Origin of the sequence: Pseudomonas sp. NFPP07 (assembly GCF_900115645.1) — a bacterium.
Lineage (GTDB): Bacteria > Pseudomonadota > Gammaproteobacteria > Pseudomonadales > Pseudomonadaceae > Aquipseudomonas > Aquipseudomonas chlororaphis.
The window spans coordinates 289563-312623 of sequence record NZ_FOXG01000009.1; the positions used below are offsets into that span (position 1 = coordinate 289563).

Consider the following 23061-nt stretch of genomic DNA (forward strand, 5'->3'; position numbering starts at 1 on the left):
GACAGCTCAGGTCCAGTAGTTTGAGAACATGCTCAAGCGACGCTTGAGCGGTGTCGGCAGATGCTGTTCGGCGTGGCCGAGGCGATAGCCCAACAGTTTCAGCGCGCTGCGCAGCAGCACTTCGGGTACACGTTGCAACTGGCCGGCGTCACGCAAGGCGCGCAACTCGGCCTGGACGTAACGCTTGCCTTCTCCACCCGCGCTGCCAAAGGCTTCGCGGATCCAGGGCTCGCGGCCATAAAACACGCCGATATCGAAATAACGGCGGAACTCCTGCATCAGACTGTAGCTGTGCGAATGCTGTACGCACGCACTGGCGGCGTAGCGCACCAGATAACCGTTGAGCAGCATGCGCGCCGCGACGTGGGCGTCCTCGCTGCCGATGACGTCCTCGGGAAAGCCGCCCACCGCTTGCAGGGCGCTGCGCCGGTAGACGGAAAACGAGTCCGAACTGAAGCAAGTCTTGATCCCTAGCTCCCCGGCGTCGGCCAGGCTTTTGCTGCGGCTCTGGGGGCTGTAGTTGAAGTGGCGCGACTGCGCCTCGAGAATCCCGGCGCCGGGATGCGGTAGTTGACGACCATAGGCGAGGCCGATCCGTGGGTCTTCTTCCAGCTCCTGGATCAGGTTGGCGAAGGTCTGGGGCGTGGCCGGAATCGCATCCTGGGTCAGCAGGATCAGCGCGTCGGCATCCACCTGCTCGCTCGCCCAGCGGCGGGTGCCGCCATGGTTGAACTGCTGGGCGGCGATGACCTCCACCCGGGCGCCGAACTGCTGGAAGCGGCTGACGGTGTCGTCCGTCGAGCTGCTGTCGACCACCAGCACCGTGTCCGGTTGCAGCGTCTGCGCGGCCAGCGCCGGGAGCAACCGATCGAGATGCGGCGCGGCGTTGCGGGCGGGAATGATCAGCGCCACCTTCATCATGGTTTTACCTGCGCCGGGGCACGGCCGTAGACGTCTTCGAAACGCACGATGTCGTCTTCGCCCAGGTACTCGCCGCTTTGCACTTCGATCATCACCAGGTCGATGATCCCGGGGTTGCTCAGGCGGTGTTTATGGCCGGCGGGGATATAGGTGGATTCGTTGCTGTTGAGCAGGACCTCCAGGTCGCCATTGGTGATCAGGGCCGCGCCGCTGACCACGATCCAGTGCTCGCTGCGGTGATGGTGCATCTGCAGCGACAGCGATTCCTTGGGCTTGACCATAATGCGCTTGATCTTGAAGCGGCTGCTTTCCTCCAGCACGGTGTAGGTCCCCCAAGGGCGGGTGACCGTGCGGTGCAGGCTGTAGGCACTGTGGCCCAGGCGCTTGAGTTCGGTGACGATATGGCGCACGTCCTGGGTCCGCGAGGCATCGGCCACCAGCAGCGCGTCCGGGGTGTCGACGATGATCAGGTCGCTGACGCCGACGGCCCCCAGAACCCGCTTGGGCGAATCGATATAGCAATTGCGCACGTCATGCAGGATGGCTTCGCCGTTGACCTGGTTGCCGGCGGCATCGCTCGGGGTCAGCTGGCGCAGCGCATCCCAGGAGCCGATGTCGCTCCAGCCGAGGTCGCAGGGCACCACGGCGACCCGCTCGGAGCGCTCCATCAGGGCCACGTCGATCGAAACGTCCGGGGCGAGGGCCAGGCTGTCGGCGTCGAGTTCACGCTGGCGGCAGTGCTTGTTGTCCAGGGTCATGCCTTGTTCCAGGCAGGCCTGGGCGGCGCTCAGCACCTCGGGAGCATGCAGGGTCAGCTCTTGCAGCAGGGTATCGGCGCGGAAGCAGAACATCCCGGCGTTCCACAAGTAATTGCCGCTGTCGACGTAGGCCTGGGCGGTGGCCAGGTTGGGTTTCTCGACGAAGCGCGCGACCTGGAAACCTTCCTTCAGCGCCGGGCCCTGTTCGATGTAGCCAAAACCGGTCTCGGGTTTGTCGGGCTGAATGCCGAAGGTCGCCAGATAACCTGCTTCGGCAAGGCTGCGCGCCTTGCCCACGGCTGCGGCGAAGGCCTCCTGGTCGAGGATCAGGTGGTCGGCCGGAAGGATCAGCAACTGCGCCTCGTCGCCCCAGTACTCGCGCACATGCAGGGCCGCCACGGCGATGGCCACGGCGGTGTTGCGCCCGAACGGCTCGAGCAGCAGGTCGAGGCCCAGCTTGCCCTGATTGACGTTGCGGTACTCGTCCAGCGAGCGGAACAGCAGCTCGCGGTTGGTCACCGTGACCACGCAGCTGACGTCCGCCAGGCTGCTGGCGCGAACGAAGGTCTTTTGCAGCAGGCTCTGCCCATCGCGCATGCGTATGAATGGCTTGGGCATGTTCTGCCGAGAGACGGGCCACAGGCGCGAGCCGGAGCCGCCGGAAATAATGCAGGGGATCAATCCAGTGAATGCGCTCATCAGTAGACTTCCTTCGTCGAGAGGACGGCCGGAACCGTCATGAAAACGATGTACAGATCCAGCCAGACCGACCACTTGGAGATGTAATCGAGGTCGTACTCCACTCGTTTCTGGATTTTCTGCAGGGTGTCGGTTTCTCCCCGGTAGCCATTGATCTGCGCCCAGCCGGTGATCCCGGGCTTGACCCGATGGCGCGAGCTGTATTCGCGCACCGCCTGTTCGAACGGCACTCCCGCCGCCTTGGTGGCGGTGGCGTGTGGGCGAGGCCCGACAATCGACATGTTGCCCATCAGCACGTTGAACAGCTGGGGCAGCTCATCGATGCTGGTCTTGCGAATGAAGCGTCCGACCCGGGTGATCCGCGGGTCTTCGCGGGTGGTCTGCCGTTCGGCGTTGAGGTCCGCTTGCTCGACATACATCGAGCGGAACTTGAACACGCGGATCAGCCGGTCGTTGTAGCCGTAGCGCTTTTGCCGGAACAGCACGGGGCCCTTGGAATCGAGTTTCACCGCCACGGCAGTGGCCAGCAGCACAGGGGACAACAGGACCAGGCCCAGCAGGGCGAGCACGATGTCCTCGCAGCGCTTGATCAGCGGCGCCCAGCCGCGCAATGGCAGCTCGGACGTGTTGAACATCAGGATGCCGCCGACATCGGTCATGCGGTTGTGGCCAAAGCGCAGGGTGGTGATGTCGGGCACCAGGGCGACATTCACCGACAACTGCCGCAGCCGTTGCACCAGCTCGCCGATGCGCGCGTGCGCGGCCCAGGGCAGGGCGATCAGGACCTGATTGACCTGCTCGGAACGGATCAGCTCTTCCAGGTTCTGGGTGTTGCCCAGAAAGGGCAGGTCGCAGAAGGCCTTGGGCACGCGGTCGCTGCGATCGTCGATGAAACCGATCAGGCCGGAGCGGATATCGCCGTGGCGCTGCATGTGTTCGGCAAGGAACAGCGCGCTCTCGCTGAAGCCGAGGATCACCGTGCGTTGCAGGTATTTGCCCCTGGCCATCCACGAATGGAACAGGCGCAGCAGAAACAGACGCTCGATGCCAAACAGCACGAGGCTGGCGATGAACCAGACAGCCAGGTCCCGCAGGCTGAAGACCGGCAGCAGGTGCAGCCCCAGGTACATGACCAGCAGGATGCAGAAGGCGGAGGTCCAGGCCACCAGCATCGTGCGCAGGCGCAGGCGATTGCTGAAGAACTCTTCGGAGTAGACCCCCTGGGCCTGGAACAGGATGACGGTGATGACGGCAAAGAACAGCAGCAGGCCAAGTACGGTTGGCCAGATATCCGCGCTGGCGGATTCAAGACTCAGGAGCAGCAGGATTCCAGGCAGGGCGGCGGACAGGGCGTGCGTCAGTTTTACCCCCGAAATGAAGAGTTCCATGAATCCGGTTCGGGTCAGGAACCTGCTATCAATCGATTTCGTAAGCATCGAATCCCGTCGTTGCCAGGTAAAGACCCAGCTCTGTTAAGGGTAAAGCCACTACAGAGGCAGGCTGAAAAACTAAGGCTTACTGCAAAAAAGTCTGTTTTTTGGCGGCCTGTGATGGCCAAACAATACTATTTTTCTGCTTTGATGGTCAACTAATTGACTAATTCTGGCAGGTTAACCTTTTTTTTGCATTATGCATCGGTTTTTTGACGGTTTGGCGCATCCAGGACGAACGGAAGCCTGGGCGTGTGTCACGAAGTTGGCTCATTCGTGAGCGAGGGCGTGACGGATAAATGGAGTGTTGTTCAGGGGTCGACTCTTGTCCAACCGGTGGCGATTTATTCCCTTTCGCCCATGATTGCGGGGTTCTTGATGGCTGGCGCGGCCCTCGGGCGAGGCGCTCTGGCGGTGTAGACTGGACGCTGCGAACTCACCGAAGGAAGGGGAAGAAGCTGTGAAGTATTGGTCATTGCTGTTGCTGGGTTGCATGCCCTTGCTGGCGCACGCGGTGGAGGTCGGCGAGCGTCTGGCGCCCTGGACCTTGCTTGATCAATTCGACCGGGCCTATAGCCTCGACGGGCAGGCACGGACGCTGCTGGTGGCGCGCAGCATGGACGGCGCCAAGCTGGTAAACGCCGCCTTGCAGGATCGTCCCGCGGGTTATCTGGAGGCCCGGCACACGGTATTCGTCGCGGACATCCAGCGCATGCCGGCGGTGATCGCCAGGATGTTCGCGGTGCCGGCGATGCGTGATTATGGCTACCGGGTCATGCTCGACCGTGACGGGCGGGTGGCGCCGCGCTACGCCGGGGCTGTGGATAAAGTCCTGTGGCTGCAGCTCGACGATGGCCGGCTGGTGGCTCAACGGGAGTACGGCACGGCCGCCGAACTGCGCGCAGCGCTGGAGCAGGCGCAACCATGATCAGTGCCGCGCTGCTGTCGCCGCTCACTCTCGGCGCCGGCTGGCTGATCTATGTGCCGGTGCTGGTCTGGGCCGCCTGGCGCGCGCCCTGGGTCGAGCTGTTCAGCGACAGCCGGCGTCAGCATCTGCTGTTCGGTACGGTGTTCGCGTTGTTCATGTTGTGGCTGGTGCGCCGGGATTTCGATACCGGGGTGTCCTATCACTTCATCGGCATGACGGCCGTGACCCTGTTGCTGGACTGGCCGTTGGCGATCGTCGGCGGCCTGATTGCCCAGGTGGGGCTGGTCGCGCTGGGTCGCCAGGACCTGGCGGCGGTCGGCATCAACGGCGCCTTGCTGATCCTGCTGCCGGTGCTGGTCACTGAATGCTGCGCGATCCTGGTGGAGCGCGCGCAGCCGCGTAATCCCTTTGTGTATATCTTCTGTTCCGGTTTTTTTGCTGCCGCCCTGTCGGCCTTGCTGTGCCTGCTGGTGGGCCTGGGGCTGCTGTGGTTCGACGGGCGTTTTGCCATGCCGGAATGGCTGGAGGACTTCGTCGGCTACCTGTGGCTGATCATCTTTCCCGAGGCCTTCATCAACGGCATGGTGGTCAGCGCCCTGGTGGTGTTCTGCCCCGAGTGGCTGGAAACCTTCAACCGTACCCGTTACCTGTCGGCGCCGTGGAAGGATGACGATCCGCGTTCTTGATCCATATCAAACACGTTCGCCAGGCGCGGTCCCATGCTCGGCAAAAACCGTTCGGGAGCAGGGTCATGAGTGTGTATGAATGGGCGCGGCAGGAAATACGCAGGAGTCTGGATACTGCGCAACAAGAGGGTTTCGAACCGGGCTTGAGCCTGCGCGCCCTGCTCAGCGCGGTGGTGCAGGAGAGTCGGCGGGTACGCAGCGCCGAGGATCTGGCCGACGAGTTGCAGTTTCTCGCGGAGAACCTCGACGATACGCAGGACTACGCTTTCATGCGGCCTTGAGGCTTCAGTGGGCGCGCGGCGGCAGATCGTCGGAAAACAGATCGTCCTCGGCATCCGGGCTGACCGGAATCTTGTGTTCTTCGGCAGCCCAGGCGCCGAGGTCGATCAGTTTGCAGCGGTCCGAGCAGAACGGACGGTTGACGTTGCTCGCGGTCCATTCCACGGGCGCACCGCAGGTTGGACATTCCACGGTCAGGGGTTGGCTCATGACTGGCCTCCACGCAAGGTAAGGTAAAAGTGATGCAGGCGTTCGACCTCGCTGTGCAGCCAGGCGAGGTCGCGGTCGTTGACCAGCACATCGTCGGCATGGCTCAGGCGATCTTCGCGGGTCGCCTGGGCCTTGAGAATCGCCTGGATCTGCTGTTCGCTGATCCGGTCGCGTTGCAGGGTCCGCTCGATCTGCAGTTGCTGCGGCACATCGATCACCAGGATCCGCTGGGTCATTGCGTATTGCCCGGATTCGATCAACAGCGGTGACACCAGAATCGCGTAGGGCGATTCGGCACGGGCCAGGTGGGCGGCGATTTCATCGGCAATCAACGGATGCAGCAAGGCTTCCAGCCAGAGGCGTTGTTGCGGCACCTCGAAGATCAGCTTGCGCAGCGCGGCGCGGTCCAGTTGACCATCGGCCTGCAGCACGCTGTCGCCGAAATGTTCGGCAATGCGGGCCAGGGCCGGGCGGCCGGGTTCCACCACCCAGCGGGCGGCGTGATCGGCATCCACCACATGGATGCCCAGGTCGATGAAGTGCTGGGCCGCGGCACTTTTGCCACTGCCGATACCGCCGGTAAGGCCGAGGATCCAGGGTTTGAAAACAGGCTTGGTCATCTGAAACCGACAAACTGCAAATAGGAGTCGGTTATTTGACCACCCCAGAGCAAGGCAATCCAGCCGGCAATGGCCAGAAAGGGACCGAAAGGGATAGGCGTGGACATTTGCGCGCGGTTGCGGCGCAGCATGGCGACTCCGGCCAGGGCTCCCGTCAGTGAGGCCAGCAGCAGGGTCATCGGCAGAATCTGCCAGCCGCCCCAGGCGCCGAACATGGCCAATAGCTTGAAATCGCCGTGCCCCATGCCTTCCTTGCCGGTCAGCAGCTTGAACAACCAGTACACCGACCACAGGCACAGGTAGCCGGCCACGGCGCCCCACAGCGCATCGTGGAGGCTGACGAACAGCTCAAAGCCATTGACGATCAGGCCCAGCCACAACAGGGGCAGCACCAGCACGTCGGGCAACAGTTGATGATCGGCGTCGATCAGGCTCATCGCCAACAGGCCCCAGCTCAGGAACAGCATCAAGCCGGCCTGCCAGCCGAAGCCGAAATGCCAGGCCACGAATGCCGAGGCCAGGCCGCAGGTCAGCTCCACCAACGGGTAGCGCCGGCCGATCGGGGCCTTGCACGCGGAGCAGCGTCCGCGCAGCAGCAGGTAGCTGAACAGCGGGATGTTTTCCCAAGGGCGGATCGGGTGCGCACAGTGCGGGCACTGGGAGTGTGGGAGCAACAGGTTATAGGTCGGCCCGACAGGCTCGTCGGGCAGCCCGAGGATGTCACGGGCCTGGGCGTGCCAGTCGCGCTCGAGCATCTTTGGCAGCCGCCAGATCAGCACATTGAGAAAGCTGCCGACAATCAGGCCCAGGACCAGCACCGATGCTACGAAGACCAGCGGGTAGCTGGCCAGGACCTCAGTCAATGACATGTTCAGATCGCTGTGCCGAGTTGGAAGATGGGTAAGTACATGGCGACCACCAGGCCGCCGACGAGGGTGCCCAAAACTACCATGATCACGGGTTCCATGAGACTGCTCAGGGTGTCGACCAGGGTATCGACCTCTTCCTCATAATGGATCGCGACCTTTTCCAGCATGCCGTCCAGGGCCCCGGACTCTTCGCCGATGGCGGTCATCTGGATGGCCATGCCGGGAAAGATGCCGGATGCGCGCATGGAAAAATGCAACTGCATGCCGGTCGCCACGTCCTGCCTGATGCGGTTCACCGCTTGCTTGAACACCTGGTTGCCGGTGGCCCCGGCCACCGAGCCCAGCGCCTCCACCAGCGGCACTCCGGCGGCGAAGGTGGTGGACAAGGTGCGGGCGTAGCGGGCCACCGCGGACTTGTACATCAGTGGCGCTACCAACGGCAGTTTCAGCAGGCCCACGTCCAGCCAGTGGCGAAAGCGCGGTGAGCGCCGGCGGGCATGGCGCAGGCCGAACACACTGAGCAACAGCGCGCCTGCCAGCAGCCACCACCAGTGCTGCACGAATTCCGAGAGGGCGATGACCAGTTGCGTGAACATGGGCAATTGCGCGCCGAAGCCCTGGAACATCGACTGGAACTGCGGCACCACCTTGACCAGCAGGATCCCCGTCACCACCAGCGCCACGCAGATCACCGCCAGGGGATAGGTCATGGCCTTGCGGATCCGCGTCTTGAGGTTTTCGCTTTTTTCCTTGTAGGTCGCCACCCGCTCCAGCAGGGTTTCCAGGGCCCCGGCCTGTTCGCCGGCATCCACCAGGCTGCAGTACAGCTCGTCGAAGTGCCGGGGCCTCTTGCGCAGCGCGCTGGTGAAGCTGCTGCCGGCGGCGATGTCCTGTTTCAGCTCGCCCATCAGTTTGCGCATGTTCGGGTTGTCGAAGCCCTCGGCAATGATGTCGAACGATTGCAGCAGCGGTACGCCGGCCTTGATCAAGGTCGCCAGTTGCCGGGTGAACAGGCTGATGTCGCGGGCCTTGATCGGGGGCGTGCGCTGCAACAGCGAGCTGGGTTTCTTCCTGACCCTGGCCGGGTTGATGCCTTGCTTGCGCAACTGGGCCCTGATCAGCGAGGGGGTATGGCCGCTCAATTCGCCGCGCAGTTTGCTGCCTTGCCTGTCGGTGCCTTCCCACAGGTAAACACTGACTCTTGCTGCTTTGACCGCCATGGTGTCGAGTCCCGGGTTGTGATGGATGTCCTCAGGGCCGGCAATGCCCTGTGCGTTAGCGAGTGGACCGCTGCGCGGCGCGCGGCGTCCGGCTCATAGAGTTTGAATGGCCCGATACGTTCCTTGGATGGGGCGGGCAGTGAAGGCAATCGATGATCGAATGACAGCGTAGCCCGTCACGGCGACCGGCCCAGGGCACTTGGCTGACAAAAAGTGTCAGATAGTGCGACTTCTGGCGCTCACCGCCGCAGCTTTGCGCCGCTAAAGCCCCGTTCGGCTGGGGCGCAGGCGCTGGCACAGGCTGTGCTATGGCTGTGTGGTGAATGCCCAGACCCCTGGATATCCCCTGCTTGGAGCAGATAGATGAAGTATCAGAAAGGTTTTACCTTGATCGAGCTGTTGGTCGTCGTGGCGATCATCGGCATCCTGGCCACCTTTGCCATGCCGCTGTATTCCAAATACCAGGCGCGGGCCAAGGTCACCGCGGCGTTGGCCGAAGCCTCGGCGCTGAAGGTCAATTTCGAGGACGTGCTGAACCAGGGCAGCGATCCGACCCTGGAGCTGGTGGGGGGCAAGGCGGCGACGTCGAACTGCACCATGACCGCCGCGGGTTCCGCCTCGACCGGAGCGGGAACAATCGGCTGCACCATCCTCAATGCACCGGCGCCGGTGCTGAACAAGACCGTCACCCTGACCCGCACCACGGCCGATGGCTGGGTCTGCACCACCACTGTCCCCGCGGACTACTCCCCTAAAGGCTGCACCGCCAGCGGCAGCTGAGTCCGGTTCTCGCTTGCTTGGCGCGTGAAACGCCACGCGCCAGCGTGCCTTTGGGGAAAATATCGAGAATTCAGGAAGTTAGCTCGCCGGGAAGTGCAACTTGCATGCAGATTATTCACAGGTCATGCATTTTGCATGACCGCGAGTGTTTGGATGGTTTTGTAATTCTTTGATATTTAAGGGCTTTATTGTTTTTCTGAACTTGGCATAACGCCTGCAATCTACTTAAGTAACCCTGCTGCCAGGACTTGGAGCAGGTTTTCCAGAAGAACAGGAGTTACTCGTATGAAGAAGTTCGCTATCGCTGCTGCAACTGCTACCGCTCTGACCCTGACCATGGCTAACGTCGCATTTGCCCAGACCACTCAAGCTACTCAGGCGCCAATGGTGCTCGCGGCGGGTGAAGTGACCAAGGCCAAGGAAGCCACTTCCGACACCTGGATCACCACCAAAGTCAAAGCGGATCTCGTAACTGAAAAAGGCATTCCTGGTACCGACATCAAGGTCGAAACCAACAAGGGTGTGGTTTCCCTGTCCTCCACCACTGCTCTGACCGCGGCGCAGAAAGAAACCGCAGTCAACATCGCCAAAAACATCAAAGGCGTGAAGGCAGTATCGGCTGACGGTTTGAAAACCGACTAAGCCTCAAGCTTCTTTCCTGGACAGGGAGAAGATGCGGTAGAGGATTCATCTACCGCTTCCTTGAAGGTTCATGCGAATGGCCACAGGGAAGTGGCTCCTTTTGTAAACAGAACAGGCCCCGGCACAGTGTGTCGGGGCCTGTTCTGTTCATGGCGGGGAAAACCGCCGGGCCGACCCGTTTCCGGGGCGGCGGGGAGGGGGGTTATTCGGCGTCCAGGTGCATGGGGGTAATGACCCGACCATCGCTTTCGGCCTGGCCAAGGTTGGCATCGATGAAGTAGACCCGATCGTCCGTCAGTTGGCCCTTGTCCACCAGGAAGTCCTTGATGCTGCTGGCCCGTTCCTGGCCCAACTGGCGCAACAGCACATCGCTGCCACTCCAGAACTTGATCACGCCTTCACGCATTTTCGCGGTGCGCTCTTCCTTGCCCAGGTCCTTCCATTCGGCCGGTGGCTGGGTCTTGAGGCGTGTGCGATAGATGCCCTCCAGCAGCGGGGCTTTCTCTTTCTCCGGTACTTCCAGCAGCGACGCCTGGGCCGGCACCTTGTCGCCGCGACGCTGGAGCATCTTGTAGTAGTTGTACTGGTATTCCCGCTCCAGGCGTTGCTCGGCGATCAGCGGGCCATCGCTGCTCTGCGCGGCGGTGCCTTCGATCTCCAGGCGCAGGGCCGGACGTTCCTTGAGTGCATTGGACAGCTTGACCAGTGCCGCTTCCGATTCCGGGCTCAAGTCACTCGAGCCCGGGGCGAACGAGACACTGCCCAGGTCTTCCGAACCGCCGCCGGCGACCAGCCCGCCAATCAGTTTGAACGGTGCCGCGGCAGCCTTGACGATCAGGTTGCGCAGGGTCTGCCAGACAATCGGCATGACGCTGAACTGTGGGTTGTTCAGATCGCCGGTCACCGGCAGTTCGATGGAGATTTTGCCGTCGACATCCTTGAGCAAGGCGACCGCCAGTTTCAGTGGCAGGCTCACGGCATCCGGGCTGTCGACTTTTTCCCCCAGCTCCAGTTGTTCGACCACCACTTTGTTTTCGGCCTTGAGCTGGCCGTTGGTGATGACGTAGTGCAGGTCGAGGTTGAGCCGGCCCTTGCGGATGCGGTAGCCAGCGAACTTGCCGGAGTAGGGGGTCAGGTTGGTCAGTTCGACGCGTTTGAAGCTGGTGGCGATGTCCAGTGCGGCCATCGGATCGAAGGGGTTCACGCTGCCCTTGATGGTGACCGGCGCATAACGATCGACCTTGCCCTTGATATCGACGTTGGCCGGTTTTGCCTGGCGGCTGTCGATGGTGCCGATCTGGCCATTGAGTTGCTGGACGGCCGTGGCGAAGTTGGGGGTCAGGCTGAAGTCGGCGAAGTTGGCCGAACCGTCGTTGATGGCGATCTGGCCGATATGGATGCCCAGGGGCTTTTCCTTGGCGGCCGGCTTGGCTGCGCCTTTCGGCGCGCTGTCGGCCGGTTGCGGGATCAGCAGGTCATCGATGTTGGTGGTGCGGTCATCGTTGATCATGAAGCGCGCATAGGGCTGCATCAGGTTGACCTTGTTGATCGTCAGGCTGTCGCCGTGCTGATAGTTCAGGCCTTCGAGCACCAGTTGCTGCCATTTCACGAAATCGCGGGTTTTCAGGGTGTCCAGGGTGTGCAACTGGTCGACCTGGGCGCGGCCAGTCACGCTGAATGTCAGGGGATCGATGTTTTTCAGGTCCACCGCCAGGTCGCTGCCGAGCATGCCGCTGCGCAGTTCCAGGCGAATGAACGGGCTGATGTAGGACTGGGCGACCCGCAGGTCGATGTCCTTGGTCTGCACCGCCAGCTTGGCGGTCACCGGTTGCAGGTTGACCACGCCGTTGGCGAGGATCTTGCCCTGTTTGCCCACTCCGGTGTCGAGCTTGAGGTTGAAAGGCGACTGGTTGAGGCTGTCGAAGTTCTGCACGTCGACGTTCAGCGGGCCGACCTCCAGGGCCACGGCCGGCTTGGCCTGACGGTCCGCCAGGTGCACCTGATAATTGCGCAACTGCACGTCCTTGAGCAGCACCTGCCAGGGTTTGCTCGGCGCCGGAGCGGGAGCTGGTGGAGTATCGGCGGCGGCCGGAGCGGGCTTGGCAGCCGGTTTGGCCGGCTGGCTGGCGAACAGTTTCTGCCAGTCCAGTTGGCCATCGGCCTCCAGGGCGGCCCAGGTTTCCAGTTTCTGGCTGCGGATCTTGCCGACCACCACTTGCTGCTTGGCCAGGTCGACCGTGGTTTCACTGACGTCCAGGCGCTCCAGGCGGGCCAGTGGCCGACCGTCGGGGGCCTTGATGGCGAAGGGCGCGACGCTGACCGAAGCATCGCTGAGCAGCAGCTCGGTTTCCTTGGACAGGTTCAGCTTGTAGCGGGTGTTGAGGTTCAGCACGCCGTCTTCCAGGACCAGGGGCAAGGCGTCGCGGACATAGGGCCACCAGACTTTCATCTTGCCGTCGGTGACTTTCAGGGTGCCTTCGGACGCGATGGGGACCAGGCTGAAGTTGCCGCTCCAGTCGATCTGGCCACCCTCGGGCCCGGCGGCGACCAGGGTCATGTCGGCACTGTCGTCGGGCAGGGTACTGAGGTTCTTCAGTTCGAAATCGAGCTTGTCGTACAGGAACTCGATGGGCTCGCTGGGCCGCGCGTCCTGGAAGTGCACATAACCACCGGCCAGCTTGATGCGCTCGATACGCAGGGGGAACGGCTTGGCCTCGGGGTCGTCCGGAGTGGGTTCGCTGACGGGCAGGTTGAACAGGCCCAGCAGGTTGAGCTTGCCGTCCTTGGCGAACAGGATCTCGCTCTTGGGTTTGTCCAGTTCGATATCGGCCAGGTGCAGCGCGCGGGTCCAGAGGCTGTCCAGTTGCAGGTTGGCGTAGAGACGCTCGAAGGCCACTTGCTCTTTGCCCGGCTCACCGATATTCAAGCCCCAGAGCGTCAGTTCGAGACTGAACGGGTTGAGTTCGATGCGCTGGATCTTTGCCGGTACCGTCGCGTAGTTGGCCAACTGTTGATTGGCCACTCGCAAGGCGATGCCCGGCAAAATCAGAAAGCCCAACAGGCTGTACAGGGCGAGAGCGGTCAACAAGGCGCCGATAGCGCGGATCAATCCTTTGGACATGCGAGGCTTCATCTATCTGAATCGGAAGTGCGTTGGAGTATGGCATGCGTTTCCGGTTCCGAAACAATCCCATCACGGTCGCAAACAGGATTGTTCAGATTCCTCGCAGCAGATCACAGATGCAGGATCAGGGTCTTGAGCGGCGGTTGCTGGTCCATGGACGGGAAGTCGCGAGCGGGTGTCAGCACCTGCCATTCGCGTACCGGGCGACCGGCTTTTTCGGCACAGCGCAGCACCTGTTCGCGCCAGTCGTCCAGCGTGACTTTCGCCAGGTTGTTGCAGCAGATCAGCACGCCATTGTCGGCGGTGGCCAGCAGGGCAGGCTTGAGCAGACTCTGATAGTCGCGCAGCAGGTCGACGGTGCCGAATGCGCTCTTGGCCCAGGCCGGCGGGTCAAGCAGCACCAGGTCGTACTGGCGTTGTTCCAGGCGTGGGTAGCTGGGCAGCTTTTGTCCACGGCGCTGGCTGATGGGCAGGCCGGCCAGTTGCCGGATCGCCGGGAAGTAATCCGATTGCACGAACTGCATGGCCGGCAATTGCGGATTGAGCTGGCCGTTCTCGCGGCCGACGGCCAGGTTGCCCTCGGCGAAGTCCAGGTTGCACACCTCGCGGGCACCGCCTGCCGCGGCACTCAGGCCGACACCGCAGGTGTAGGCGAACAGGTTCAGCACGCTCTTGCCGGCGCTGTGGGCCTTGACCCAGCCACGGGCGTTGCGCAGGTCGAGAAACAGCAGCGGGTCCTGGCCGGCATGGCGACCGCGTACCCGGTAGTTCAAGCCCCATTCGTGGCCGACCAGGTCTTTGAGCGCTTCTTCTTCGGCGCGGTAAACCGAGTCCTCGCGATCGATGCGTGAATTGCCCCGGGAGCGGTCGTTGTAGACCAGCAGGGTGTCCAGGCCCAGTTGCTGCTGGACGGTCTCGTGCAATTGCAGCAAGGCATCGCGTTCCAGCGTCTGGTGAAAGCTTTGCACCAGCAGCTGCGGGCCGTAACGGTCGATGGTCAGGCCCCCGGCGCCTTCCTGGCTGCCATGGAACAGCCGATAGCAGTCGGTACCTTGCTGATGCAGCTCGACGAGCAGGTCCTGGCGATGATCGAGGGCGGCGCGCAGCGCCTGATTCAAGGAAGACATGCGGGCGCCTTGCGGATGATTGGGCGGGGCAGTCTACCAGTTTCGTTTTGTCCTCTGTGTAGGAGCGAGCTTGCTCGCGAAAGATCGGCGCAACACCGCGATGCACCAGGCAGACCGCGTTACCGTTGAGGTCCATCGCGAGCAATCGAGCGTCGACCGGCCGCTCCTACAAGGGGATTGTGGTCAGCGTTCGATGGCCAGTGCCACGCCCTGGCCGCCACCGATGCACAGGGTGGCCAGGCCTTTTTTGGCATCGCGCTTGAGCATTTCGTGCAGCAGGGTCACCAGCACCCGGCAGCCCGAGGCGCCGATCGGGTGGCCGAGGGCGATGGCGCCGCCATTGACGTTGACCTTGTTCGCGTCCCAACCCAGCTCCTTGCCCACCGACAGCGCCTGGGCGGCGAAGGCTTCGTTGGCTTCGATCAGGTCCAGCTGCTCCAGGGACCAGCCGGCCTTGTCCAGGCAGCGGCGGGTGGCCGACACCGGGCCGATGCCCATGATCGCCGGGTCGACGCCAGCGTTGGCGTAGGCGGCGATCATCGCCAGCACCGGCAGGCCCAGGGCCCGGGCCTTGGCCGCGCTCATCAGGATCACCGCGGCGGCGCCGTCGTTCAGCGACGAGGCGTTGCCGGCGGTGACCGTGCCGTCTTTCTTGAAGGCTGGCTTGAGCTTGCCCAGGGATTCGGCGGTGGTACCGGCGCGCGGCTGCTCGTCGGTGGCGAAGGCCACGGGCTCGCCCTTGCGCTGGGGAATCAGGATCGGGGTGATCTCATCGACGAAACGTCCGCCTTCGATGGCGGCCACGGCCTTCTGCTGCGAGGCGGCGGCGAAGGCATCCTGGGCTTCGCGGCTGATGGCGTATTTGTCCACCAGGTTCTCGGCGGTGATGCCCATGTGGTAGTCGTTGAAGGCGTCCCACAGGCCGTCGCTGATCATGCTGTCGATCATCTGGCTGTGGCCCATGCGCAGACCGGTGCGGGCACCGGGCAGCACGTAATTGGCCAGGCTCATGTTCTCCTGGCCGCCGGCGATGATCACCTCGGCGTCGCCGCAGCGGATCGCCTGGGCGCCCAGATGCAGGGCCTTGAGGCCGGAGCCGCAGACCTTGTTCAGGGTCAGCGCCGGCACCGCGTGGGGCAGGCCGGCCTTGATCGCGGCCTGGCGCGCGGGGTTCTGCCCGGCGCCGGCGGTGAGCACCTGGCCCATGATCACTTCATCGACCTGGGCACCGTCCAGGCCGGTCTGGGCCAGCAGCTGGCGGATCACCGCGGCCCCCAGGTCGACCGCGGGAATGTTCGCCAGCGAACCCTGGAAACTGCCGACCGCGGTGCGGGTGGCGGCAACGATTACGACGTCTTGCATGGCGCGAATCCTCATCGTTATTGGCGGCATCGGTCGGCGGCCATTGGCAGGTGACCGGTGCGCGAGAACTTGGAAAATCATGGTTGCATAGAAGGTCGCGACGTCGCCAATCGCGAACCGGTGGGTCGCGTTCTGTTCGCCCGGTCGGGTATTACAGGCCCATGCGTCGGCGTGCGCGATGTATCGAGCCGTTGCGTACCGCCCAGCGCAGCATCGGCGCACTGCGGTTGACGCTGGCGCGGATCAGCTGGCGTTGCAGCAGACCCTGGTTGATGCCGAGCATATCGCTGGCCCAGTCGGGCAACAGGTCGATGCCGGCCTGCATCATCAACGAGCCAAATGGCTTGGCCAGGCGGCTTGGGGCAGGTGCCGCCAAGAGCAAACGCAGCACTTCTCGGCTGCGTTCATCGCAGAGCAACTGGGGGCGCATCCCGGCCAGGTAAGCCGCCACGGCCCGGCGCGAGCTCGGTACATCAGTGGCGCCAAGACGCTCGGCGATCAGCGCGACTTCCCCGTAGTAACGGTCTTGGTCGGCAGGCGACAGCTGCGGGTTGCGATAACGCAGGTGCGCCGCCAGAAAGCTGCTGACCTCGGCCACATGCACCCAGGTCAGCAACTGCGGATCGCTGGCGGCATAGGGCCGGCCATCTGGCGCATGGCCGACGATCTGCAGGTGAATGGTGCGCACCTTGTCGATCAGCCATTCGGCATCCTGGCGCGAGCCGAAGGTGGTGCCGGAAATGAACTGCGCGGTACGCCGCAGACGCCCGATCATGTCTTCCCGGAAGTTCGAGTGATCCCAGACCCCAGCCAGGGCCAGCGGGTGCAGGGCCTGCATCAGCAAGGCGCTGATGCCGCCGATCAGCATGCTGCTGAAATCGCCATGCACCTGCCAGCAGATGGCGTCCGGGCCGAACAGGCCCGGGTCGCCCTTGGGGTTGTCCAGGTCGAGCTGACCCAGCGACAGGCCACCCAGGCTCATGACCTGGGTTTCGATACGACTGCGAATGAATTCCATACCGCTTGGCTGTTCCTTGGTTGAGGCCCGAGGCCCGCTCAGAGGTTCAGGCGCTTATCGATCAGGCCCTCGACCACGCTCGGGTCGGCCAGGGTCGAGGTATCGCCCAGGCTGTCGAGCTCGTTGCAGGCGATCTTGCGCAGGATACGCCGCATGATCTTGCCCGAGCGGGTTTTCGGCAAGGCCGGCGCCCACTGGATCAGTTCCGGCTTGGCGAAACTGCCGATCTCGCGACTGACCAGGCTCAACAGTTCCTTCTTCAGTTCTTCGCTGGGCTCGACGCCGTTCATCGGGGTGACAAAGGCATAGATGCCCTGGCCCTTGAGGTCGTGGGGATAGCCGACCACCGCGGCCTCGGCGATGCTGTCGTGCAGGACCAGGGCGCTTTCGACTTCGGCGGTGCCGATGCGATGCCCGGACACGTTGATCACGTCGTCGATGCGTCCGGTGATCCAGTAATCGCCGTCTTCATCGCGCCGCGCGCCGTCGCCGGTGAAGTAGTAGCCCGGGTAGGGTTTGAAATAGGTCTCGACCATGCGCTGCGGGTCGCCGTAGACGCTGCGGATCTGCGCCGGCCAGCTGGCCTTGATCGCCAGGATGCCGCTGCCGGCGCCGCTGATTTCCTTGCCGTGCTCATCCAGCAGCACCGGTTGCACGCCAAACATCGGGCGGGTGGCGCAGCCCGGTTTGATGTAGCTGGAGCTGACCAGCGGGCTGAGCATGATGCCGCCGGTTTCGGTCTGCCACCAGGTATCGACGATCGGGCAGCGCTGCTCGCCGACGCTATTGAAATACCACTCCCAGGCTTCCGGGTTGATCGGCTCGCCGACAGTGCCCAGCAGGCGCAGGCTGCTGCGCGAGGTGTGCTGCAGCGGCTCGGGGCCTTCGCGCATCAGCGCCCGCAATGCGGTGGGGGCGGTGTAGAAAATGTTCACCCGGTGCTTGTCGATGACTTCCCAGAAGCGCGAGCTGCTCGGATAACTGGGCACGCCCTCGAAGATCAGGGTGGTCGCGCCATTGGCCAGCGGGCCGTAGACGATGTAGCTGTGGCCGGTGACCCAGCCGACGTCGGCGGTGCACCAGAAGACTTCGCCTTCGCGGTAGTCCAGTACGTATTTGAAGGTCATTGCCGCTTGCAGCAAATAGCCGCCGGTGGTGTGCAGCACGCCTTTGGGTTTACCGGTGCTGCCGGAGGTGTAGAGGATGAACAGCGGGTCCTCGGCGTCCATCGGTTGCGGCGGGCAGTCGTCTTCGACGCCGCGCAGGGCCTGGTGATACCAGAGGTCGCGGCCTTCGACCCAGTTCACCGGGTTCTGGGTGCGCTCGACCACCACCACGGTGCTGACGTTCGGGCAGCTTTGCAGGGCCTTGTCGACGTTGTTTTTCAAGGGTATGAACTTGCCGCCGCGCACCCCTTCGTCAGCGGTGATCACGGTGCGGCAGTCGGCGTCGAGAATGCGGTCGCGCAACGCGTCCGGGGAAAATCCGCCAAAGACCACCGAGTGCACCGCACCGATACGAGTGCAGGCGAGCATGGCGTAGGCCGCCTCGGGGATCATCGGCATGTAGATGCATACCCGGTCGCCTTTTTTCACGCCGCGGCTTTTCAGGACGTTGGCCAGGCGGCAGACGTAGTGATGGAGTTTCTTGTAGGTGATTTGCAGCGATTCGGCCGGGTCGTCGCCTTCCCAGATGATCGCTACCTGATCGCCGCGTTTTTCCAGATGGCGGTCGATGCAGTTGTAGCTGACGTTCAACTGGCCGCCGGCGAACCAGCTGGCGGCGCCGGTTTTCAGGTCATAGCGCTGCACGGTTTGCCAGGGCGCGCTCCAGTCGAGAAAGCGGGTGGCCTGTTCGGCCCAGAAGGTACTGGGGTGCTCGATGGATTCGCGGTACAGCCGCTGGTAGTCGTCCTGACTCAATTGTGCGGCCCGGCGGACGGCATCGGCTTGGGGGAACATGCTGATATCGAACATGACGGTTCCTTATTCTTGTTTTAGCGACAAGTAATAAAGATGCGCCTTGATCGGAAGGGGTTCAAGGGGAGGGCGGCCAATCGCGAGCAAGCTCGCTCCTACAGGTGGATACGGGTTCTGTAGGAGCAGCCGGTCGACGCTCGATTGCTCGCGAAAGGCTATTTCAGGCGGCTATCAACCGCGGTGGCGACCGCGGAAGTAGTTGATCAGGCCCTGGGTCGAAGCATCCTCGGCCGGGGTTTCTTCGCTGCCGACCAGGCGGTTGTAGACGCCCTTGCCCAGCTCCTTGCCCAGCTCCACGCCCCATTGGTCGAAGGCGTTGATGCCCCAGATCACGCTCTGCACGAACACCTTGTGTTCGTACATCGCCACCAGCGCGCCCAGGCGGCGCGGGCTGATGCGCTCGACCACCAGGGTGTTGCTCGGGCGGTTGCCGGGGATCACCTTGTGCGGTGCCAGCTTCTGGACTTCGGCCTCGCTCAGGCCTTTTTCACGCAGCTCGGCCTCGGCCTCGGCGCGCGTCTTGCCGAGCATCAGCGCCTGGCTTTGCGACAGGCAGTTGGCGTACAGCCACTGGTGATGGTCGGCGACCGGGTTGAAGCTGACGATCGGCACGATGAAGTCGGCCGGAATCAGCTGGGTGCCCTGGTGCAACAACTGGTGGTACGCGTGCTGGCCGTTGCAGCCCACGCCACCCCAGATCACTGGACCGGTGTCGGTGGAAACCGGCGTGCCGTCCTGGCGTACGCTCTTGCCGTTGGATTCCATGTCCAGCTGCTGCAAGTGCTTGGTGATATTGCGCAGGTAGTGGTCGTACGGCAGGATCGCGTGGCTTTGCGCGCCCCAGAAATTGCCGTACCACACGCCCAGCAGGGCCAGGAGAACCGGCATGTTCTGCTCGAACGGCGCGGTCTGGAAGTGCTGGTCCATGGTGTAGGCACCGGACAGCAGTTCCTTGAAGTTGGACATGCCAATGGCCAGGGCGATCGGCAGGCCGATGGCCGACCACAGCGAGTAACGCCCGCCGACCCAGTCCCACATCGGGAAGATGTTCTCTTCGCGGATGCCGAAGGCCACCGCGGCGGCGTTGTTGCTCGACACTGCGATGAAGTGGCGATACAGCTCGGCCTCGGAGCCGCCCTGAGCCAGGTACCAGGCGCGTGCGGCCTGGGCGTTCTTCAGGGTTTCCAGGGTATTGAAGGATTTCGACGAGACGATGAACAGCGTGGTTTCGGCGCGGATCTTCGAGGACAGCTCGTGGAACTCGCTGCCGTCGATATTGGCCAGGTAATGGCAACGCACGCCTTTCTGGGCGTAGGACAACAGGGCTTCGGACACCAGCTCGGGGCCGAGGAAGGAACCGCCGATGCCGATGTTCACCACGTCGGTGATCGGCTTTTCGGTGTAGCCACGCCACAGGCCGTCATGGATGCGCCCGACCAGCTCGGTGATCTGGTTCAGCACCTTGTGCACTTCCGGCATCACGTTGACGCCGTTGACCGACAGCTTGTCGCCCACCGGGCGGCGCAGGGCGGTGTGCAGGGCCGGACGGCCTTCGGAAGAGTTGACCAGCTCACCGGCGAACAGCGCCTTGATCGCGTCCTGCAGGCCGGCTTCGTTGGCCAGGCCCACCAGCAGGTTGCGGGTTTCGGAGGTGATCAGGTTCTTCGAGTAATCGAGAAAAAGCCCACAGCCGCTGAGGCTGAATTGATGAAAGCGCTGCGGGTCGGCATTGAAGGCCTCGCGCATGCTGAAATCCTGCATGGCCTGGCGGTGGTCATTCAACGCTTGCCAGGCGGGCAGAGCGGTAACGTCGTGAGGAGTGCGGTAGTACGCCATCGCTGCGGTTTTCCTTTTACTTGAACTGCCTGTTGGACACTGAAAAGCCCGGAACGTCCTGCTCGAAGAATAACGTTCGGTCAAACCTGCGCTGACACGATTAAGCACGCAGGGCGATAACAGTAACTCTCGCGTGCTGATCTGTCTTGGCTTTGTCTGACCTGCGGCCGGTACTTTTTTACACCGGCGCCTCAGAGCCGCGCACGAACGGGATTTCAGGGGGTGAGAATGACTGGGGTTCAGGCGACCTGAACCGGGATGGCATGGCTGGTGTGGCTCAGCTCGTTGCCCGGCGCCATATAGAGCATGCGTGGCTTGAAGTTGAGCAGTTCGGCTTCGCTGTAGTGAGCGTAAGCGCAGATGATCACCCGGTCGCCGACCTTGGCCTTGTGCGCGGCGGCGCCGTTGACCGAGATCATGCGCGAGCCTTCCTCGCCACGAATGGCGTAGGTGGTGAAGCGTTCGCCATTGTCGACGTTGTAGATCTGGATCTGTTCGTACTCACGGATACCGGACAAGTCCAGCCATTCGCCGTCGATGGCGCAGGAGCCTTCGTAGTCGAGCACAGCGTGGGTGACTTCGGCGCGATGCAGCTTGGCCTTGAGCATGATGGCGTGCATGAATGGTTCTCTCGGTCGGATCCTCGAACAGGGCCCGCAGCATCGCTGCAGGCCCCGGGCGGCGGCAGTTTGCCCGAAGGTCGGGCTTCGGGCAATCGGCCTTTGGGACCTAGGCGTCGAGGTCCAGATGCAGGTTGTCGATCAGGCGGGTAGCACCCAGATAGGCCGCCGCCAGGATTACCAGGTCTCGGTCTTGCGCGGTGGCTGGGCGCAGGGTTCGGGCGTGGCGGATTTCCAGGTAATCGGGGCGAAAACCTGCGGCTTCGAGCACTCGTTTTTGCTCGTCCAGCAGCTTTGGATAGTCCCGCTCGCCCTGGCTGATGGCCTCGGCGATCTGAGTCAGGCCACGATAGATCGCGGGGGCGATGGCACGTTGTTCCTCGCTCAGGTAGCCGTTGCGCGACGACAGCGCGAGGCCGTCGGCGGCCCGCACGGTGGGCTCGCCGATGATCTGGATCGGCATGTTCAGGTCATGCACCAGGGCGCGGATCACTGCCAGTTGCTGGAAGTCCTTCTGGCCGAAGACCGCAAGGTCCGGCTGCACCATGTTGAACAGCTTGCTGACCACCGTGGCCACTCCTTCGAAATGCCCGGGACGGCTGGCGCCGCACAGGCCTTCGGAGAGTTGCGGCACGCTGACCCGGGTCTGGTCGTCCATGCCGTCGGGGTACATCTCTTCGACGGTCGGGGCGAACAGCAGATGGCAACCGGCTTGCAGGAGCTTTTCCTGGTCGGCGGCCAGGGTCCGCGGGTACTTGTCGAGGTCTTCGCCGGCGCCGAACTGCAGCGGGTTGACGAAAATGCTCGCCACCACGAAATCCACCCGCTGGGCCGCCTTGGTCACCAGGGCCGCATGACCGCTGTGCAGGTTGCCCATGGTCGGTACGAAGCCGATGCGCTTGCCCTCGCTGCGGGCACGGGCCACGGCGGCACGCAGTTCACGTACGGTTTTGACAGTATTCATGCAGAAAACCCGTGTTCGGCGCCTGGGAAGGTCACGGCCTTGACTTCATTGACGTAGGCGCTCAGGGCCGCCTGGATGCTTTCCTGGCCGGCCATGAAGTTCTTCACGAACTTCGGCGCGCGACCGCTCAGGGACAGGCCCAGCATGTCGTGCAGAACCAGCACCTGACCGTCGGTGCCGCTGCCGGCACCGATGCCGATCACCGGAATCTTCACCGCCTGGGTGATTTCCGCCGCCAGTTCGCTCGGCACGCATTCGAGCAGCAGCATCGCTGCGCCGGCCGCTTCCAGGGCGATGGCGTCGGCACGCATTTGCCGGGCCTGGTTTTCGTTACGGCCCTGGACCTTGTAGCCGCCGAGGATGTTCACCGATTGCGGGGTCAGGCCCATGTGGGCGCAGACCGGGATACCGCGTTCGGCCAGCAGGCGGATGGACTCCGCCAGCCAGAGCGCGCCTTCGACCTTGATCATGTGCGCACCGGCCTGCATCAACTGGGCGCTGTTGTTCAGGGCCTGTTCGGTGGTGGCGTAGGCCATGAACGGCAGGTCGGCGAGGATCAGCGCGCCACTGTTACCGCGTTTGACCGCGGCGACGTGGTAGGCCATCTCGGCGGTAGTGACTGGCAGTGTGCTGTCGTGCCCTTGCAAGACCATGCCGAGGGAGTCGCCCACCAGCAGTACTTCAACGCCAGCCTGGCAACAGGTGTGGGCGAAGGTCGCGTCATAGCAGGTCAGCATGGTGATTTTTTCACCTTTCTGCTTGAGGCCTTGCAGGGTGGTCAGGGTAATGTCTGGCATGAAAAAGGGTCCTCATTCAGGCGCTCTGGAAACTGCTGCGAGTAACGCGCGTGATTCTTTATCTATGCAGGCGCACGGTCTGTTGTCGTGCTTATAAGGCCTGGATTGCGCCCTGTAACGCCGTGTTGGCGGCAACGGGACGCCTATAGTCGTGAGGAGAACTCGGGAAGTCAATTGCATGTGTTACCGCAT

The 23061-nt window shown here is 63.0% G+C and carries 21 protein-coding genes; 5 read left to right on the forward strand and 16 right to left on the reverse strand.

Features of this window, described 5'->3' with window-relative positions:
- Positions 1 to 6: 6 nt before the first annotated feature.
- Genes BM019_RS24040 through BM019_RS24050 form a run of 3 tightly spaced genes read right to left on the reverse strand, consistent with a single transcriptional unit; the run spans position 7 to position 3814 of the window.
- The gene (locus BM019_RS24040; protein ID WP_037005002.1) at positions 7 to 918 is read right to left on the reverse strand and encodes a glycosyltransferase family 2 protein; all 912 of its coding nucleotides are present in this window, start codon (positions 916 to 918) and stop codon (positions 7 to 9) included.
- Positions 918 to 2378 (reverse strand): mannose-1-phosphate guanylyltransferase/mannose-6-phosphate isomerase, encoded by a 1461-nt coding sequence (locus BM019_RS24045; RefSeq protein ID WP_085534666.1) that lies wholly within the window; start codon positions 2376 to 2378, stop codon positions 918 to 920. Before BM019_RS24045 ends, BM019_RS24040 begins: the two co-directional genes overlap by 1 nt.
- On the reverse strand, positions 2378 to 3814 hold the full coding sequence (locus BM019_RS24050) for an undecaprenyl-phosphate glucose phosphotransferase (protein ID WP_092420803.1): 1437 nt from the start codon (positions 3812 to 3814) through the stop codon (positions 2378 to 2380). The genes BM019_RS24045 and BM019_RS24050 overlap by 1 nt, the downstream gene beginning before the upstream one ends.
- Positions 3815 to 4268: 454 nt before the next feature.
- Here BM019_RS24050 and BM019_RS24055 point away from each other — a divergent pair, with 454 nt between their 5' ends.
- The 3 genes from BM019_RS24055 (at position 4269) to BM019_RS24065 (ending at position 5703) form a co-directional block, all read left to right on the forward strand.
- Positions 4269 to 4736 (forward strand): FAD/FMN-containing dehydrogenase, encoded by a 468-nt coding sequence (locus BM019_RS24055; protein WP_092420806.1) that lies wholly within the window; start codon positions 4269 to 4271, stop codon positions 4734 to 4736.
- On the forward strand, positions 4733 to 5422 hold the full coding sequence (locus tag BM019_RS24060; protein WP_009045672.1) for an energy-coupling factor ABC transporter permease: 690 nt from the start codon (positions 4733 to 4735) through the stop codon (positions 5420 to 5422). The genes BM019_RS24055 and BM019_RS24060 overlap by 4 nt, the downstream gene beginning before the upstream one ends.
- A gap of 65 nt (positions 5423 to 5487) precedes the next feature.
- Positions 5488 to 5703, forward strand: coding sequence for a hypothetical protein (locus BM019_RS24065; protein ID WP_092420809.1), 216 nt, complete (start codon positions 5488 to 5490; stop codon positions 5701 to 5703).
- 4 nt (positions 5704 to 5707) lie between these two features.
- Here the strand turns inward: BM019_RS24065 and yacG are convergent, their stop codons facing one another.
- From yacG to BM019_RS24085, 4 genes are read right to left on the reverse strand one after another with little or no spacing between them, the layout of a single operon-like run.
- Positions 5708 to 5911, reverse strand: a complete 204-nt coding sequence (gene yacG, locus BM019_RS24070; RefSeq protein ID WP_009045670.1) for a DNA gyrase inhibitor YacG — start codon at positions 5909 to 5911, stop codon at positions 5708 to 5710.
- Positions 5908 to 6531, reverse strand: a complete 624-nt coding sequence (coaE, locus tag BM019_RS24075; protein WP_009045669.1) for a dephospho-CoA kinase — start codon at positions 6529 to 6531, stop codon at positions 5908 to 5910. Before coaE ends, yacG begins: the two co-directional genes overlap by 4 nt.
- The gene (locus BM019_RS24080) at positions 6528 to 7400 is read right to left on the reverse strand and encodes a prepilin peptidase (protein ID WP_092420812.1); all 873 of its coding nucleotides are present in this window, start codon (positions 7398 to 7400) and stop codon (positions 6528 to 6530) included. The genes coaE and BM019_RS24080 overlap by 4 nt, the downstream gene beginning before the upstream one ends.
- A 2-nt stretch (positions 7401 to 7402) precedes the next feature.
- Complete coding sequence (locus tag BM019_RS24085) at positions 7403 to 8620, reverse strand: type II secretion system F family protein (RefSeq protein ID WP_092420815.1); 1218 nt, start codon at positions 8618 to 8620, stop codon at positions 7403 to 7405.
- Positions 8621 to 8983: 363 nt separating this feature from the next.
- Between BM019_RS24085 and BM019_RS24090 the strand changes: the two genes are divergently transcribed.
- Both BM019_RS24090 and BM019_RS24095 read left to right on the forward strand, forming a co-directional pair.
- The gene (locus BM019_RS24090) at positions 8984 to 9400 is read left to right on the forward strand and encodes a pilin (protein WP_007924673.1); all 417 of its coding nucleotides are present in this window, start codon (positions 8984 to 8986) and stop codon (positions 9398 to 9400) included.
- 285 nt (positions 9401 to 9685) lie between these two features.
- Entirely contained in the window at positions 9686 to 10042 is a 357-nt protein-coding gene (locus tag BM019_RS24095; protein ID WP_009045666.1) for a BON domain-containing protein, read from the forward strand.
- A gap of 202 nt (positions 10043 to 10244) precedes the next feature.
- On the opposite strand, the gene BM019_RS24100 is transcribed toward BM019_RS24095, so the two are convergent.
- The 9 genes from BM019_RS24100 to panB all read right to left on the reverse strand — a co-directional run bounded on the left by BM019_RS24100 (position 10245) and on the right by panB (position 22869).
- Complete coding sequence (locus tag BM019_RS24100) at positions 10245 to 13175, reverse strand: DUF748 domain-containing protein (protein WP_092420818.1); 2931 nt, start codon at positions 13173 to 13175, stop codon at positions 10245 to 10247.
- A 101-nt stretch (positions 13176 to 13276) separates the two neighbouring features.
- Positions 13277 to 14293, reverse strand: coding sequence for a class I SAM-dependent rRNA methyltransferase (locus BM019_RS24105; protein ID WP_007924670.1), 1017 nt, complete (start codon positions 14291 to 14293; stop codon positions 13277 to 13279).
- Positions 14294 to 14476: 183 nt separating this feature from the next.
- Positions 14477 to 15655, reverse strand: coding sequence for an acetyl-CoA C-acetyltransferase (locus BM019_RS24110; protein ID WP_092420821.1), 1179 nt, complete (start codon positions 15653 to 15655; stop codon positions 14477 to 14479).
- 151 nt (positions 15656 to 15806) lie between these two features.
- Positions 15807 to 16673 carry an oxygenase MpaB family protein gene (locus BM019_RS24115; RefSeq protein WP_092420823.1) on the reverse strand — a complete coding sequence of 289 codons (867 nt, stop codon included), beginning with the start codon at positions 16671 to 16673 and terminating at the stop codon, positions 15807 to 15809.
- A 38-nt stretch (positions 16674 to 16711) separates the two neighbouring features.
- Entirely contained in the window at positions 16712 to 18649 is a 1938-nt protein-coding gene (gene acs / locus BM019_RS24120) for an acetate--CoA ligase (RefSeq protein ID WP_092420826.1), read from the reverse strand.
- Positions 18650 to 18823: 174 nt separating this feature from the next.
- Complete coding sequence (pgi, locus tag BM019_RS24125) at positions 18824 to 20488, reverse strand: glucose-6-phosphate isomerase (protein ID WP_007924664.1); 1665 nt, start codon at positions 20486 to 20488, stop codon at positions 18824 to 18826.
- A gap of 239 nt (positions 20489 to 20727) precedes the next feature.
- Positions 20728 to 21108: an aspartate 1-decarboxylase gene (panD, locus tag BM019_RS24130; protein WP_007924662.1), complete on the reverse strand. Its 381-nt coding sequence runs from the start codon at positions 21106 to 21108 to the stop codon at positions 20728 to 20730.
- A gap of 109 nt (positions 21109 to 21217) precedes the next feature.
- Complete coding sequence (gene panC / locus BM019_RS24135; protein WP_085534682.1) at positions 21218 to 22072, reverse strand: pantoate--beta-alanine ligase; 855 nt, start codon at positions 22070 to 22072, stop codon at positions 21218 to 21220.
- Positions 22069 to 22869: a 3-methyl-2-oxobutanoate hydroxymethyltransferase gene (gene panB, locus BM019_RS24140; RefSeq protein WP_007924658.1), complete on the reverse strand. Its 801-nt coding sequence runs from the start codon at positions 22867 to 22869 to the stop codon at positions 22069 to 22071. The genes panC and panB overlap by 4 nt, the downstream gene beginning before the upstream one ends.
- Positions 22870 to 23061 lie beyond the last annotated feature (192 nt).